Origin of the sequence: Mycolicibacter virginiensis, from assembly GCF_022374935.2 — a bacterium.
Classification (GTDB): domain Bacteria; phylum Actinomycetota; class Actinomycetes; order Mycobacteriales; family Mycobacteriaceae; genus Mycobacterium; species Mycobacterium virginiense.
This window is the reverse complement of the sequence record NZ_CP092430.2, coordinates 951467-966249: the sequence shown is the minus strand read 5'-3', so window position 1 is coordinate 966249 and position 14783 is coordinate 951467. Positions and strand designations below refer to the sequence as shown.

At 65.9% G+C, this 14783-nt stretch carries 15 protein-coding genes and 1 pseudogene; 9 read left to right on the top strand and 7 right to left on the bottom strand.

Annotated features, from left to right (window positions below; translation table 11 throughout):
- Positions 1–8: 8 nt before the first annotated feature.
- Genes MJO54_RS04770 through MJO54_RS04750 form a run of 5 tightly spaced genes read right to left on the bottom strand, consistent with a single transcriptional unit; the run spans position 9 to position 4906 of the window.
- On the bottom strand, positions 9–1688 hold the full coding sequence (locus MJO54_RS04770) for a GMC oxidoreductase (protein ID WP_046285494.1): 1680 nt from the start codon (positions 1686–1688) through the stop codon (positions 9–11).
- Complete coding sequence (locus MJO54_RS04765; protein ID WP_233428641.1) at positions 1685–2146, bottom strand: hypothetical protein; 462 nt, start codon at positions 2144–2146, stop codon at positions 1685–1687. The genes MJO54_RS04770 and MJO54_RS04765 overlap by 4 nt, the downstream gene beginning before the upstream one ends.
- A gap of 9 nt (positions 2147–2155) precedes the next feature.
- A complete protein-coding gene (locus MJO54_RS04760; protein WP_046285496.1) occupies positions 2156–2908 on the bottom strand; it encodes an SDR family oxidoreductase in 753 nt (250 codons plus the stop codon).
- 27 nt (positions 2909–2935) lie between these two features.
- Positions 2936–3982 (bottom strand): zinc-binding alcohol dehydrogenase family protein, encoded by a 1047-nt coding sequence (locus MJO54_RS04755; RefSeq protein WP_046285510.1) that lies wholly within the window; start codon positions 3980–3982, stop codon positions 2936–2938.
- 33 nt (positions 3983–4015) lie between these two features.
- Positions 4016–4906: an alpha/beta fold hydrolase gene (locus MJO54_RS04750; RefSeq protein ID WP_046285497.1), complete on the bottom strand. Its 891-nt coding sequence runs from the start codon at positions 4904–4906 to the stop codon at positions 4016–4018.
- Positions 4907–4986: 80 nt separating this feature from the next.
- On the opposite strand from MJO54_RS04750, the gene MJO54_RS04745 reads away from it, so the two are divergent.
- Positions 4987–5511 carry a CGNR zinc finger domain-containing protein gene (locus MJO54_RS04745; RefSeq protein ID WP_046285498.1) on the top strand — a complete coding sequence of 175 codons (525 nt, stop codon included), beginning with the start codon at positions 4987–4989 and terminating at the stop codon, positions 5509–5511.
- Between the two features lie 253 nt (positions 5512–5764).
- Positions 5765–6358 carry a hypothetical protein gene (locus tag MJO54_RS23740; RefSeq protein ID WP_306341111.1) on the top strand — a complete coding sequence of 198 codons (594 nt, stop codon included), beginning with the start codon at positions 5765–5767 and terminating at the stop codon, positions 6356–6358.
- On the opposite strand, the gene MJO54_RS04735 is transcribed toward MJO54_RS23740, so the two are convergent.
- Positions 6329–6505 (bottom strand): YnfA family protein, encoded by a 177-nt coding sequence (locus MJO54_RS04735; protein ID WP_350223014.1) that lies wholly within the window; start codon positions 6503–6505, stop codon positions 6329–6331. The genes MJO54_RS23740 and MJO54_RS04735 overlap by 30 nt on opposite strands.
- Before the next feature lie 162 nt (positions 6506–6667).
- Between MJO54_RS04735 and MJO54_RS04730 the strand changes: the two genes are divergently transcribed.
- The 5 genes from MJO54_RS04730 to MJO54_RS04710 all read left to right on the top strand — a co-directional run bounded on the left by MJO54_RS04730 (position 6668) and on the right by MJO54_RS04710 (position 11832).
- A complete protein-coding gene (locus tag MJO54_RS04730) occupies positions 6668–7693 on the top strand; it encodes a TniB family NTP-binding protein (RefSeq protein WP_046285499.1) in 1026 nt (341 codons plus the stop codon).
- A 308-nt stretch (positions 7694–8001) separates the two neighbouring features.
- Complete coding sequence (locus tag MJO54_RS04725; RefSeq protein ID WP_240175723.1) at positions 8002–8541, top strand: hypothetical protein; 540 nt, start codon at positions 8002–8004, stop codon at positions 8539–8541.
- Between the two features lie 114 nt (positions 8542–8655).
- Positions 8656–9012, top strand: coding sequence for a Cd(II)/Pb(II)-sensing metalloregulatory transcriptional regulator CmtR (cmtR, locus tag MJO54_RS04720; RefSeq protein WP_046285501.1), 357 nt, complete (start codon positions 8656–8658; stop codon positions 9010–9012).
- A gap of 50 nt (positions 9013–9062) precedes the next feature.
- Positions 9063–9371, top strand: a complete 309-nt coding sequence (locus MJO54_RS04715; RefSeq protein WP_276062076.1) for a DUF1490 family protein — start codon at positions 9063–9065, stop codon at positions 9369–9371.
- Between the two features lie 91 nt (positions 9372–9462).
- Positions 9463–11832, top strand: coding sequence for a heavy metal translocating P-type ATPase (locus tag MJO54_RS04710; protein WP_046285513.1), 2370 nt, complete (start codon positions 9463–9465; stop codon positions 11830–11832).
- A 63-nt stretch (positions 11833–11895) separates the two neighbouring features.
- On the opposite strand, the gene MJO54_RS04705 is transcribed toward MJO54_RS04710, so the two are convergent.
- The gene (locus MJO54_RS04705; RefSeq protein ID WP_046285502.1) at positions 11896–12270 is read right to left on the bottom strand and encodes an ArsR/SmtB family transcription factor; all 375 of its coding nucleotides are present in this window, start codon (positions 12268–12270) and stop codon (positions 11896–11898) included.
- 89 nt (positions 12271–12359) lie between these two features.
- Between MJO54_RS04705 and arsM the strand changes: the two genes are divergently transcribed.
- Together arsM and arsB are read left to right on the top strand one after the other, a co-directional pair.
- Complete coding sequence (gene arsM / locus MJO54_RS04700) at positions 12360–13148, top strand: arsenite methyltransferase (protein WP_046285503.1); 789 nt, start codon at positions 12360–12362, stop codon at positions 13146–13148.
- A gap of 102 nt (positions 13149–13250) precedes the next feature.
- Positions 13251–14761: pseudogene (gene arsB, locus MJO54_RS04695) on the top strand (ACR3 family arsenite efflux transporter).
- The last annotated feature ends 22 nt before the right edge of the window (positions 14762–14783 follow it).

Sequence of the window (14783 nt, the reverse complement as noted above, 5' to 3'; positions counted from 1 at the left end):
CTTGGCCCTCAGGCCGGTGACAGCGGCAGCCGCAGCGCACCGGGGGAACCGTCTGGAACGGTCGGGTGGTGCGGCGCCACCGCCGCGATGCGCCGATACGGCTGTCCCAGCGGCGGGCGGGGATCCGGCTCACCGTTGTTGGGCCACAACGCCATCGCCCGTTCGGCTTGCGCGGTGATGGTGAACGACGGGTTCACGCCCAAGTTAGCGGTGATCGCCGACCCATCGACTACGTGGACGCCGGGATGCCCGAAGGCGCGCTGATAGGGGTCGATGACCCCGGTATCCGCGGATTCGCCGATCGGACAGCCGCCGATGAAGTGCGCCGTCAACGGGATATTGAGCGCATCGAGGTAGGTGCCACCCGCCATTCCGCCGACCTTTTCGGCCATCCGGCGCGCCACGTCGTGAGCGGTCGGGATCCAGTCCGGATTGGGTTCGCCCACACCTTGTTTCGCGGTCATGCGGGTGCCGAACAGGCCACGCTTGCGGTAGGTGGTCAGCGAGTTGTCCAGGGACTGCATCACCAGCACGATGATCGAGTGCGACGAGGCGTTGCGGGGGAACATGCTGTGCAGCATCATCGCTGGGTGGCGTGCGATGGTCAGCATCAGCCGGGCAAATCGCCACGGTCCGCCGTCGATCAGATGGGTGCCCATCATCGACAGCAGGTTGGAGCCCTTGCCGTAGCGGCAGACCTCGACATGGGTGTTGGCCTCCGGGTGGATCGACGAGGTGATCGCCACGCCTTGGGCGAAGTCGTCACGATCGGGTGTGAACACCACCGGCACCTCTTCGGAATTGGTGCGGGTCAGCTCACCCAGCCGCGGCGAGAGATGCGGCAATGATCCGGTGTCGCGCAGCTGGTGCAGCAGCCGCTGGGTGCCCAGCGAGGCAGCCGCGAACACCACCTGGCCGGCGGTGAAGTCCCGCTTGAGCTTGCGCACCCACCGGCCGGTGCGCACCGTGCTGACCACATAGCCGCCATCGCCGTCGGGGCGCACGTCGGTGACCATCGTCATCGGATGGATCTGGGCGCCGGCATGTTCGGCCAGATACAGGTAGTTGGTCTCGGTGGTGTTCTTCGCGTTGTGCGGGCAACCGGTGAAGCACTGCGCGCAGCCGATACAGCCGGCGCGGTCAGGGCCTGCCCCGCCGAAGAACGGATCCGGAACGGTCTTGCCGGGCTCGTCGCCGAAGAAGACTCCGACGTTGGTGGGGTGGTAGGTGTCCTCGACCCCCAGATCGCGCGCCACCGCCAGCAACACCTCATCGGCCGGAGTGGTGTGCGGGGTGGGCGTCACCCCGAGCATCCGGCGAGCCTGTTCGTAGTACGGCGCCAGCTCGGATTTCCAGTCGGTGATGTGCGCCCACTGCGGGTCATGAAAGAACCGTTCCAACGGCTCGTAGAGGGTGTTGCCGTAGATCAACGATCCGCCGCCGACCCCGACGGCACTGGCGATGAACGTCTTGCCCAGCACGGTCAGCCGTTGCGGGCCGAAGCAGCCCAGTTTCGGTGCCCACATCGCCTTGCGCACGTGCCAGTTGTTGGGCGGGAAATCGGTGGGCGCCCAGCGGCGCCCCATGTCCAATACCCCGACGCGATAACCCTTCTCGGTCAGCCGCAGCGCCGCTACGCTGCCGCCGAATCCCGAACCGATCACCACAACGTCGTAGTCATATGTCATGCGTGGTCCTCGGTGGCGGGGCTGCGTGCGGGAATGAGCAGGATCAGCGACAACGCCAGCAGCAGGCTGAGGCTGACGACGTTGAGTACCGCATCACGCGGGCCGTACATGTGCAGCATGCCGACGTGGTAGATCAGGTGCAGCACATTGAAGACCGACCAGCTGACCCCCGTGATCACGACGACGGGCCGGTTGCGCAGGTAGTACAGCGCCAGGGCGCTGAGCACCGCGAGCCCGGAGAACAAGGAGCCGACGTCTTTCACGAAATGCTCGTTGTACGGGCCGAGCACCGGCAACCAGCGCATGCCCATGCCGGGGAATGTGCTGTACCAGTTCAGCGGAGCGAAGTATGCCCACACCCCGAGACTGAGGCCCACGATCGTCAGCAGGAGCAGGCATATGCGATGCACGATGAGGTTCATGCTCGGTAGACGGCGCGGCGGGCGCGTTTGTGACATCCGCTTTCCTTACCTGTTGTCCGGTGTGAGCGCGGCCAGCCACTCGGCATAGGTTTGGTGGCCGCGGGGTCCCGGCTGGGTCGGCAGCAGCGCGCCGTTGGCCATGCCCTTCCCAGCCGCACCGGGAATACGCAGTCCGATGACCGGCCGGTGCTGCCCACGGTGCCGGACCAACTGGCGAACCATGTCGACGACCGATTCCACGCGGGGGCCGGCGAGTTCGGGTGCCATCTGCTGCGGTTCGCCGGTCGCCAGGCCGCACAGGTGAGCGGCGACTTCGCTGACCGCGATGGGTTGCGATTTCATTTTCGGCACCAGGGCGATCGGGCCGGGTACCTGTGCCAGGACTTGGTCGGCGAATTCGTGAAATTGGGCGGCCCGCAGAATCGTCCATGGGACGGCACCGGCTTTCACCAGCTCCTCTTGCCGCAGCTTGCCTTGGTAGTAGCCGCTGGTCGCCCGGTCGATACCGATGATCGAGAGTGCGACGTGGTGGCGAACTCCATGGCGCTGCGCGGCGGCCAGCAGATTGGCGGTGGCTGCGCCGAAGGAGGCCTGTGCCTTCTTGGCGTTCATGGTCGCGAAGTCGACGACATCGATGATGGCTTCGACACCGTCGAGCGCGGCGTCGATTCCGGTGTTTTCCAGGAGGTCGACCCCGTGCGCGCGGGCGAGGATCACCGGGTGGTGGCCCTGGCTGTGGAGATGCTCGACCACCTTGCGTCCGGTCTTGCCGGTACCGCCGGCAACCGCGATCTTCATGGGTGCATCCTTCTACTTGCCTGGATGTCAGTCGACCAATACCACCATTTTGCCTCCGGCTTCGCCGGCTTCCATGACGCGGTGTGCTTCGCGGATCTGGTCGAAGGAGAAGACACGGGAGGGCGCGGCTTGCAGGCGTCCATCGCGCACCTTGTCGGCGATGTCTTGCAGCGGGACATCCGCTAGCGCAAAACCGGGAGTGCCAAACACGAAGCTTCCGAAGAAGCTCAGGTTGACTCCGCTGGCCATCTGCAGCAATGGGTTGAAGTCAGCGATCGGATCCAGTCCTCCGAGCCAGCCGGCCAAACACGCCGTGCCGCCCCGGCGCAGCATGTTCAGGGAGTCAAGGATGGTGCTGTTGCCCACGAGGTCGAGGACGGCGTCGATGTGCTTGGCCTCGGCGATGTGTGCACTCAGATCGGGGATCTCGAGCTCGGCGCGGTCGACCCCGAGGGAAGCCAGCAGGCCAAACCGGTTCCGGTTGCGGGTGGTGGCGATCACCCGTGCACCGGCCTCCACGGCCAGCTTCACCGCCGCCTGACCGAAAGACGATGTCGCCCCGCGGATCACGACGGTCTGCCCGGCCGTCAGGTCGAGGTTGCGAAACAGACAGGTCCATGCGGTGGCGTAGGTTTCCGGCAGCGCGGCCAACTGATCCCACGGCAGTTCCGCCTCTATCAGCGCGACGTTCTCCGCGCGCACCCGAGTGAACTGGGCATAGCTGCCGTTGATGGTGCGGCCGAGTCCGCCCATCAACGCCGCGACTTTGGCGCCAACCGGGAATTCACCTCCCGGGCAGGCCTCGACGATGCCGACGCATTCGATACCACTGACTTCGGCGGCCTCGGCCCACTCGCCGCGACGCATGTGCATTTCGGCGTGATTGATGCCGAATCCCTTGACCCTGATCACGACCTCACCCTGTTTCGGCAGCGGCTTGGGGATGTCGGTGTAGGTCAAGACGTCGAGGTCGCCGAACCCGTCGAGAATGATGGCCCGCATGGTCGGGCCGCCTGCGGCTTCTCGCACCGCCGCGGGCGCAGTGGGGAGAGCCGGCGTCTTGGTGGTAGTCATTTGTGCCATCTCCTGGTGAATGTTGTTGGATTGTTAGTTGTTTCGACTAGGGGTGTCGCTGCCCCTCCGGCGCAGGAAGCCTTTGATCAACTCGGCGACTTCGTCGGCGGCGGTCTCCAGTAAGAAGTGGCCGCCGTCGAGTAGATGAATTTCGGGGTTGCGCGCGTCCCTGGCGAACGCCCGAGCCCCCTCCAGGCCGAAGATCGGGTCGTCTCGTCCCCAAACGGCCAGCACTGGAACTCCGCTGGTGCGCAGGTAGTCGTGCAATGCCGGATACATCGGCGGGTTGGTGGCGTAGTCGCGGAACAGTTTGAGCTGGATCTCGTCATTGCCCGGGCGGGCCAGTAGCGCCGCATCCAAGGTCCAGGTGTCCGGGCTGACCAAGGACTCATCCGGTGCGCCGGTCAGGTACTGCCATTTGATCGACTCGACATCCAGCGCTGTGCGGATGGCCGCCTCGGTCGCCGCGGTCTGCTCATGCTGGTAGGCCCAGACGGTCCTCCAGAAGTCCTCGACGAAGCCCTCGTCGTAGCCGTTGCCGTTCTGCGTGATGATCGCGCTGATGGATTCTGGCCGGCTCAGCGCCAGCCGCCAGCCGATCGGCGCTCCGTAGTCCTGGACGTAGATCGCGTAGCGCACCAGCCCGAGGTGATCCAACAGCCCCTGGGTGAGTTCCGCGAGGTTGTCGAAGGTGTAGTCGAATTCGGTGATCAACGGCATGTCCGAATAGCCGAAGCCCAGGTAGTCCGGGGCGATCACGTGGTAGTCGTCCGCCAGGCGGCCGATCAGATCCCGGAACATGTACGAACTTGTCGGAAAGCCGTGCAGCAGAACGATCGCGGGCGCGCCGGCGCTTCCCGCCTCTCGGTAGAACAAGCGTCGCCCGCCGACCGTGGCGTACCGGTGCTCGGTAGAAGAAACCATTGCTAACCCCTTAAATAGATTTTGATAGTTAGGAGTCAAGCACTCATGGTGTAACCTGTCAATAGCTTTTTGGAGGTTATGTGGAAATTGTTGCGGCTGGGCCCGTCGATGAGGCCCTGCTCCTGGACCTGCTCAACAGCACTCCGGTCATCGATGGCGTGCCACACGATGAGTTCGACGATCAGGCCAGCGCGCAGGCCTGGCTGACCGCGCACGGCATCGCGCTCACCGGGGGGCAGCTTCAGGAACTCCGTGAGGTCCGGGACGCGTTGCAGGCGGTGGTGCGTGGCGAGCTGGCACCGCAGACCTTGCAGCCATTCCTCCACGGCGTTGCGCTATTCCCTGTCATGTCTGACGACGGCATCGCCTGGACCTTGTCCGCGCGCGAGAACTCCGAAGCCGTCGCGCGCGTAATACTCGCGTGGGACGGCCTACGGATCTCCAGTCCCGGCCGGCTGCGCCCCTGCGCCAACTCCGAATGCCAGCTGTTCCTGATCGATCGCAGCAAGCCCAACACTGCCCGGTGGTGCTCGATGGCCATCTGCGGCAACCGCATGAAAGCGCGCCGGCACTACCAGCGGAGCAAAACCACGGCCACCGAGTGACCTCCGGAGGCACGAAAGTCGCGAGCCCAATACCTACAAACGCCAGCTCGCCGACTACCATGAGCTGTCCCTATGGGTTCCAGCGCCTACATGGCTAGGCCCCGCCCCCGGGGACGTGTCTAAAAAGTTCGAGCTCCTGGTAGACAGTGGTAGGCGCGAAGCCGTGGAAACGTGATCGCGTCGATTTGGGAACGCGTGGTCCGTTGTGTTCTGGGCAGTTTGCGACCATTCGGCCCGGAGTCCGGTTCAGGCGGTGTCGGCGGGGCTGTCGACGCTCAACGGACTGATTCCGGTCGTGGACAGCAGCGTTCGGTGCAGGAGCGCGCGGAATTGGTGCGGCCGCAGGCGACCGTTGCCCGGCAGGAAAGGGAAATCGCCTTTTTTGGAAGAGGTCTCGGCGCACTTTGCGGCCGCGGGATCGAAGGCGAGCCGCCTCGAGCTCGCCGCCGCGGACTGCGCCTGCCACGACGTACCCGCGACGGCCGAGCTACCCGGCGTGTCGAGCCCGGGCTACAACTGTCAGCGGGTCGCGGAAAGTGACTCACGTGAGGTGCCGCTGCCGAGGATGTTGGAGGGCCGTGGAATGCGTGTTGAGATTCTGAGCAGCTCAGACTGCCCAAATGCGGCAGCGGCCCATGAATTGCTGGTCGACTGTCTGGCCGTACTCGGGATCGATACGGCGATCGTTGAGCGCGTCGGCCCGTTTCCGTCACCGTCGGTGCTGATCGACGGGACCGATGTGATGTGTCCCGATCAGCCGCCGACAGGGGATTTCTGTCGGTTGGACCTGCCCACCCGCGAGTTGATATTTGCCGCGCTACGACGGGCGGTTGCGGCCGAAAGTTAGTGGCCGCATCGCATACACGATCACGGCAACGCCGACCAGGCAGACAGGGCGCCAATCACATCCCAGTGGCCGGGCCGCAACCCATCGAGGAGCACGGCCCCAGGCCGGCGAACCGGCAACGAAGACGCCGCCGTAGGCGGCCAGAATCCGGGCTCGTGAGCATCGGAGGGTGATTCAACTCCTGCCATTATATCAGCGTTGACTGTACTATTTGGTCCAGCCACCAGGCAGCGGGGAGGACGGCGAGGACATCGAGATCGCGCAGGTCATTCCACTTCCGGTGTTCGATGCACGCAAGGAGGCTGAATCGTGGCGGCTGTGAACACGTTTGCGCCGGTGAGCCAACTCGAGGACCGGCGCCAACCCACCACCACGCTGGAGGGTTGGCGCCGTTTCGTTGATGCAGACCCGCCCGAGTTCACCCTGCTGCCCGATGCGCAGTGGAGCGCCCTGTCGGAGACCGAGCGGACCAGCTACAACGAAGCCCGTGTAGCGCACCACAGTGAACTGGTTGTGGTCACCACGTCGGCGATCCAGCGCATCACCAACGAAGGCCGGCTGTTGACCCTGCTCAACCAACGCGAGATCGGCGCCCGGCGCGGGCTGATCATTTCCGGGGCGGCCGCGACCGGGAAGACCACCGCGGTCAAACAGCTCGGCCGGTTTCACGAACTGCGGATCCGGACACGATTCGCCGACAAGTCCCGGATCCCGGTCGTCTACGTGACCGCGCCGCCGAAAGGCTCGCCGCGCAAACTCGCGATGGAGTTCGCCCGATTTCTGGGCCTTCCGCCGATGCAACCGCGGATGAATGTCACCGACATCGCCGACGCCGTCTGCCAGGTCCTCATCGACGCCCGCACCGACATCGTGATCGTCGACGAGATCCACAACCTCAACCTCGATACCCGCGCCGGCGAGGAACTGTCCGATCACCTGAAGTACTTCACCGAACACCTACCTGCCACCTTCGTTTACGCGGGCATCGACGTGGAGCTCTCCGGGGTGTTCACTGGCACCCGCGGGCGCCAGTTGGCCGGGCGTTGCGGGGTGATCAACACCAGCCCGTTCCCGTATGCCGGGGAATGGAAGTCGTTGGTGGCCGCGATGGAAGGCACGCTGCGGTTGCACTGCCACAACGCCGGAACGCTGGTCGCCGAGGCCAAGTACCTGCATCAACGCACCGGCGGCATGATCGGAAGCCTGGCGCACCTGATCCGCTCGGCGGCGATCCGCAGCATGCTCGACGAAACCGAGAGCGGCACCCGAGATCTGATGGACACCGTGCTCATCGACTACGCGGCCCAAACATCGGCGCAACGCCATGCGAGCTGAGGCGTCGATCCGGCCGGTGTGGCCTATCGGGCCTACGGCGCCGTTACCGCGAACCGTCACACCGTTTCGCGCAGAAACCGTGCAGTCCTATCTTGATCGCCTCGCGCACGCTAACCACCTGGAACCCCGGCAGCTGCGGCGCTACCTGGCCGACGGCCCTGCGATCTGCCGTCCCCGGCCGGACTGGTTGGCAACCGTCAGCAGCCAGCCTGTGGCCTCCCTTCAAGCCCGGCTCATCGGGCTGGCCAACCGCGACCGCGACCCCACCCCGCCAACGCCGCCACGCGCGGCCCGCCTGCCGGCTCTGCATGGCACGCCGCGGTGTCTACGAGCCTGTCTACTGCTGGTTACCCGACTACGCCACCGTCTGCCGCCGCCACCGCCGATGGATCGGCCCGGGCACCTACACCCTCGAAGATCAACGCGACCTGCACTGCACACCCCTCGTCCTGGCCGCCGCGCAGCACCATGCCCGATTGCATCGCCGTCACAACGGCACCGCACGGTTCGCAGTCAAGGATGCCGCGCGGATCCGCCGCTGGTGGGCACGCAGCACAAGCCCCTCGGAGTTGCCGCCCGACGACGTTGACACGCATATCGCCGCCTACCCCGACCTGATCGCCTTGGCCGCCATCCTGGCCGATGCTCGCGTCCGGATCTGGAACAGCGTGGCAGCAACACCCGCGCGAACTCGCGTAGTCGACGCGGTCTACGTCAGCATCGGACGCCGGTTTCCCCAGCGCCGTGACCACACCCGACCCATCGAGCAGTGGATCCACGATCAACAGCTCAGCGCCGTACGCCGCGCACACAACGCAAATCGCGCGGACCCCACGACCAGCCGATAAGCGTTCCAGGGACGGGCCAGCTGAGTGATGTCATGGCTGACGGCGGGCTTGCGAACCGGTACCACACAATTCAGCCCTTGCTGTTATATCAGCATCTACTGTACTGTTTGGTACATGCTGACGTGTGAGAGGCGGGAATCGGCGCTGGCCCGGCTGGGCCGGGCGCTGGCGGACCCGACACGGTGCCGGATTCTGGTGGCCCTACTAGACGGGGTGTGCTATCCGGGCCAGCTGGCTGCACACCTGGAGTTGACGCGGTCGAATGTGTCCAATCACCTGTCGTGTTTGCGGGGCTGTGGGCTGGTCATCGCCACCTATGAGGGTCGGCAGGTTCGCTATGCGCTGGCCGACAGCCACCTCGCCCGGGCCTTGGGCGAATTGGTCCAGGTTGTTCTCGCGGTGGATACCGACCAACCCTGTGCCGACGAGCACGTCATGTCGGCAGCAGCCGAGCTACCCGTTGGTCGATGACCGAGATTGCTCGGGTAACTCGACGATCGCAGTAGCTCAATCGCAGTGAGATGAACGAACAGAAGGGGTTAGCAGTGGCTTCACATGGACTCATGGCTAGAGCGGCCGGGACGGTATTCACCGGGCTGGTCGGGGTGAGCGCCTACGAAATACTGCGCAAGGCCGTGGGAACCGCTCCGGTGCACCGAGCCGCGGTCACCGCAACCGAGTGGGGTCTGCGCGGAACCCGACGCGCAGAAGTGGCAGCAGAGTCGGCCCGGCTGAAAGTCGCCGACGTGGTCGCCGAGGCCCGCGAACGCATCGGCGAGGATGCCGCTGCGCCGGTTGGCGCCAAGACCGACGATGACGACTGCTGCTGAGTGACGAGCCGTCGCCGGTTTCTCGGCGGCGGGGTAAGTCCACGGCCGATTGTGGCGAAAATCGGTTCGCCCGTATCCACGAGGAAGGTTGATCGTGCAGACTACTGGAGCGTCCACCGATACCGGGCCCGCACTGAGCGTAGTGTCCGCGGGCGCCGGACGGATACGTGTGCATGCGCCCTGGTTTCACTTCGACGCGATGCGAGCTGTCGCGATCGAGGACACGGTCGCCAAGGTGGCCGGTGTGGATACCGTCCACGCCTACCCCCGCACGGCGTCCGTGGTGGTCTGGTATTCGCCCGAGCGCTGCGACACCGCGGCCATCTTGTCGGCGATCGCCGACGCCGAGCACATCCCTGCGAAGTCGGTGCCCCCGCGGGCACCGCACTCGGTCGATGGGCGCAACCCCGGTCTGGTGCAGCGAATTCTCGACTGGAGCTCGCGGACGCGATCAGGTGGGCACGCTGACATGGTTTCCCAACGGTCAGGGGAAGGAAGCGGCGGCTGCTGTGACCACGACACCGGCCAGCCCGGGTCGCAGCGGCTGTGGGGCGTCGCCAAGCTGCGGCGAGCCGCGTTCTCCGGGGTGATGCTGGGCGCCTCACTGGTGACGGCGTGGCTGACTCCATTCGGGCCGGTGGCACTGGGATTGAAAGTCGTGGCGCTCGCGGTGGGTGCTTCGACGTTTGTGCCTTCAACCGCTAAGCGACTGGCCGAGGGCCGCCTCGGTGTCGGCACGTTGATGACCACCGCCGCGCTCGGCGCGGTCGGACTCGGTCAGGTCGGTGAGGCCGCCATGCTGGCGTTTTTGTTCTCGGTTAGCGAGGGCCTGGAGGAATACGCGGTGGCCCGCACCCGTCGCGGCCTGCGCGCCCTGCTGGCGCTGGTGCCGGACCAGGCCACCGTACTGCGCGACGGTGTCGAAACCGAGATCGCCACAACCGAACTGCGCGTCGGCGATCAGATGATTGTCAAAGCCGGGGAACGCCTGGCCACCGACGGCATTATTCGTGCCGGGCACACCGCCCTAGACATCTCGGCGATCACCGGCGAATCGGTGCCGGTAGAGGCCGGAATCGGTGATGAGGTGTTCGCCGGGTCGATCAACGGGTCCGGAGTGCTGCAGGTTCAGGTCACCGCCACCGTTGAGGACAACTCGCTGGCGCGAATCGTGCACATCGTGGAAGCCGAACAAGCCCGCAAAGGCGCCAGCCAACGCCTGGCCGACCGCATCGCGCGGCCGCTGGTGCCCGGCATCATCATGACCGGGGCGCTGATCGCCGGGGCCGGCAGCGTCTTCGGTAGCCCGGTGGTCTGGATCGAACGCGCACTGGTGGTGCTGGTCGCAGCCTCCCCATGCGCGCTCGCCATCGCGGTACCCGTCACCGTCGTAGCGAGCATCGGCGCCGCTTCCAAACTCGGCGTACTCATCAAGGGCGGCGCCGCGCTGGAGGCCCTGGGCGCCATCGGCACCGTCGCCCTGGACAAAACCGGAACGTTGACCGCCAACCGGCCGGTCGTCATCGACGTCGCCACCACCAGTGCCGCCACCCGCGAGGAGGTGCTGGCGGTGGCGGCCGCGCTCGAGGCCCGCAGTGAACACCCCCTGGCCGCGGCCGTGCTCGCCGCTGCCCAAGCGCCGGTGGCCGCCGCGAGTGACGTGCATGCCGTTCCTGGGGCTGGGCTGACCGGCCACCTCGAGGGGCAAGCCATCCGACTGGGACGGCCTGGCTGGATCGACCCCGCCAACCTTGCCGATCACGTGACGCACATGCAACAAGCCGGGGCCACAGCGGTTCTCGTCGAACGCGGTGGACAGCTGCTCGGTGCCATCGCCGTCCGCGACGAATTACGTCCAGAAGCCACCGGGGTCATCACCGGACTGCGCGACCGCGGCTACCAGGTCGCGATGCTCACCGGCGACAACCCTGCCACCGCTGCGGCGCTGGCCACCCAAGCTGGAATCCAGCACATTTATGCCGAACTGCGCCCCGAAGACAAGGCTGCCCTGATTGCACAACTGCGCGCCCAGCGGCCCACCGCGATGGTCGGCGACGGCGTCAACGATGCACCTGCCCTAGCCGCCGCCGACCTCGGAATCGCAATGGGTGCCATGGGAACCGACGTCGCGATCGAAACCGCCGACGTCGCCCTGATGGGCCAAGACCTGCGTCACCTGCCCCAAGCACTAGACCACGCCCGACGCTCCCGGCAGATCATGCTGCAAAACGTCGGGCTATCGCTGACAATCATCACAGTGCTGATGCCGCTGGCGGTGTTCGGAACCCTCGGCCTGGCTACCGTCGTGTTGGTCCACGAACTTGCCGAAGTGGTCGTCATCGCCAACGGTATGCGCGCCGGGCGCCTCAAACCCCTCTCGGGGCAACACAAGACACCCGACGGCCGCAGGGCGACTGAAGTTAGCGCCAGCATGCAAGTCGCCAAGACAAAGCGTGTTTAGCCCTGTTTAGCCCCGACTAACCGTCGACTAACCGCGCACATTCAGCCGCGAAGTGGATGCGTGTCACCGGTGGCTGGCGCGGGCGAACACCCCGCCGAGCACATCCAGGGTGGCGGGCACTAACCGGTAGTAGGCCCATTTGCCGCGCTGAGTGCGTTCCAGCAGGCCGGCCTCGACCAGGATTTTGAGGTGGTGCGATACGGTCGGCTGGGATAGCCCCACCGGGGTGGTCAGGTCGCACACACACGCCTGGGCGCCCTCATGGCCCGCAATCAGCGACACCAGCCGCAGCCGGGTCGGCTCGGCCAGCGCCTTAAGCACGCCAGCCAGTCGCTCGGCGGCCACCGCGTCCAGCACGCCGTCAATGATCGGGCTGCAGCACGCCGCAAGACTGCCCGAGTCATCGCGATCGGTTGGGGACGTGACCGTGGCGGGCATGGCCCTAGTATGACACACGCATTGACAGGTATCGATGCTTCGTGCACACTGCACCCATAGATAGCTGTCGATGAAAGGAGTGGGGTCGGATGACCACCGACCACAACGAACTGCGCGATCAGGTCCGGGCCAGCTACGGTGCGGCCGCCACCGCGATCGGCGGCGGCGCCACCAACAGCGAGGTGCTGACCGCGGCGAGCTGCTGCGGGTCCAGCGATTCGGCCGAAATCGGCACCATCTTCGGCGCCGGCCTCTACGACGCCGACGAGCACTCCGCTATTCCCGCCGACGCACTCGCAGCCAGCCTGGGCTGCGGCAACCCGACCGCGGTCGCCGACCTACACCCCGGTGAACGCGTGCTCGACCTCGGGTCTGGCGGCGGCATCGACGTGTTGTTGTCGGCCCGCCGGGTGGGTCCGAACGGGTTTGCCTACGGAGTCGACATGACCGATGAAATGCTGGCCCTCGCAGAGGAGAACAAAGCCAAGGCCGGCGCCGCCAACGTCGAGTTCCGCAAGGGCACCATCGAGGACATCCCGCTGCCCGACGCCGCCGTCGACGTGGTGATCTCCAACTGCGTGATCAACCTGTCCGCCGACAAACCCGCCGTGCTCGCCGAGATGTTCCGCGTCCTGGTCCCAGGAGGGCGGATCGGGATCTCCGACGTCGTCGCCGAAGACCACCTCAGCGCGGCCGAGCGCGCCGAACGCGGCTCCTACGTCGGCTGCATCGCCGGGGCACTGTCCCGCCAGGAGTATCTGGACGGACTGGCCGCGGCCGGATTCGTCGATGCCTCAGTGACGTTCACCCACCAGGTGGCCGAAGGAATGCACGGCGCGATCATCCGCGCCACCAAACCCGCCGCATCGTCTGACTGAGGCAGCCGCAGACAACGCGACCGCGCCCTCACACCCCAACCCACTTCACGTTGATAGTTGCCAGCGAAGCGGCTGACCGTTCGCGCATCGGGAGAGAAACCTATGAGTGACACCGCCGTATCGACTGCTGCACCCGCAGTGGCCGCCAAGCTCTCCACACTGGACCGGTTCTTGCCGCTGTGGATCGGGGTAGCGATGGCCGCCGGCCTGTTGTTGGGGCGGCTGGTGCCAGGCCTGGGAGCGGAACTCAGCGCTATCGAGGTTGACGGGGTTTCGTTGCCCATCGCCCTTGGGTTGTTGGTGATGATGTATCCGGTGCTGGCCAAGCTCCGCTACGACCAGCTCGGCGAGGTCACCTCCGACCGCAAACTGCTGGTGTCCTCGCTGGTGTTGAACTGGCTGATCGGTCCGGCGGTGATGTTCACCCTGGCCTGGCTGCTGCTGCCCGATCTGCCCGAATACCGAACCGGGTTGATCATCGTCGGGCTGGCCCGCTGCATCGCCATGGTCATCATCTGGAACGACCTGGCCTGCGGGGACCGCGAAGCCGCCGCGGTGCTGGTCGCGTTGAACTCGATCTTCCAAGTCCTCATGTTCGCCGCGCTGGGCTGGTTCTACCTCTCGGTGCTGCCCGGCTGGCTTCACCTGCCCCAGACCGGGATCGAGGTCTCGCCGTGGCAGATCGCCAAATCCGTGCTGATCTTCCTGGGCATCCCGCTGCTGGCCGGGTACCTGTCACGCCGCCTCGGTGAACGGGCCAAGGGCCGGCCCTGGTACGAGTCACAGTTTTTACCCCGTATCGGCCCGTGGGCACTGTATGGGCTGTTGTTCACCATCGTCATCCTGTTCGCCCTGCAGGGCCACCAAATCACCTCCCGGCCTTTCGATGTCGCCCGCATCGCGGTGCCACTGCTGGCCTACTTCGCCATCATGTGGGCCAGCGGCTACCTGCTCGGCGCCGTCCTGAAGGTCGGCTACCCGCGCACCACCACGTTGGCGTTCACCGCCGCCGGCAACAACTTCGAACTCGCGATCGCCGTGGCGATCGCCACCTACGGCGCTACCTCCGGGCAAGCCTTGGCCGGGGTCGTCGGCCCACTCATCGAAGTACCCGTGCTGGTCGGATTGGTCTACGTGTCCTTGGCGCTGCGCACCCGCTTGTTTCGACCACAACCCGAGCCAAGCGGTGCCCGCTGATGGTTGATAAACCCAGCGTCCTGTTCGTCTGCGTGCATAACGCCGGACGCTCCCAAATGGCGGCCGCACTGCTCACCCACCTGGCCGACGACCGCATCGAAGTCCGCTCCGCGGGCACCGAACCCACCGACCAGATCAACCCGGCCGCCGTGGCCGCAATGGCCGAACGGGGCATCGACATCACCGCCAACACGCCCACGGTGCTCACCGCCGACACCGTGCAGACCAGCGACGTCGTGATCACCATGGGCTGCGGCGACACCTGCCCCTACTACCCGGGCATCACCTACCGCGACTGGAAACTGCCAGACCCCGCCGGCCAACCCCTCGAGGTCGTCCGCTCCATCCGCGACGACATCGCCAACCGCGTCCACGCCCTGATCGCCGAACTTCTGCCCGCCGCCGGAAACGACTGATCGACCAGGTGACGACGCGACA

What these genes read in the sequence shown, in the direction of transcription:
- MJO54_RS04725 (WP_240175723.1), top strand. Translation starts at nt 8,002, where the DNA reads ATGGCACGCCGCGGTGTCTACGAGCCTGTCTACTGCTGGTTACCCGAC.
- MJO54_RS04770 (WP_046285494.1), bottom strand. Translation starts at nt 1,688, where the DNA reads ATGACATATGACTACGACGTTGTGGTGATCGGTTCGGGATTCGGCGGC.
- MJO54_RS04750 (WP_046285497.1), bottom strand. Translation starts at nt 4,906, where the DNA reads ATGGTTTCTTCTACCGAGCACCGGTACGCCACGGTCGGCGGGCGACGC.
- cmtR (WP_046285501.1), top strand. Translation starts at nt 8,656, where the DNA reads ATGCTGACGTGTGAGAGGCGGGAATCGGCGCTGGCCCGGCTGGGCCGG.
- MJO54_RS04715 (WP_276062076.1), top strand. Translation starts at nt 9,063, where the DNA reads ATGAACGAACAGAAGGGGTTAGCAGTGGCTTCACATGGACTCATGGCT.
- MJO54_RS04760 (WP_046285496.1), bottom strand. Translation starts at nt 2,908, where the DNA reads ATGAAGATCGCGGTTGCCGGCGGTACCGGCAAGACCGGACGCAAGGTG.
- MJO54_RS04705 (WP_046285502.1), bottom strand. Translation starts at nt 12,270, where the DNA reads ATGCCCGCCACGGTCACGTCCCCAACCGATCGCGATGACTCGGGCAGT.
- arsM (WP_046285503.1), top strand. Translation starts at nt 12,360, where the DNA reads ATGACCACCGACCACAACGAACTGCGCGATCAGGTCCGGGCCAGCTAC.
- MJO54_RS04755 (WP_046285510.1), bottom strand. Translation starts at nt 3,982, where the DNA reads ATGACTACCACCAAGACGCCGGCTCTCCCCACTGCGCCCGCGGCGGTG.
- MJO54_RS04765 (WP_233428641.1), bottom strand. Translation starts at nt 2,146, where the DNA reads ATGTCACAAACGCGCCCGCCGCGCCGTCTACCGAGCATGAACCTCATC.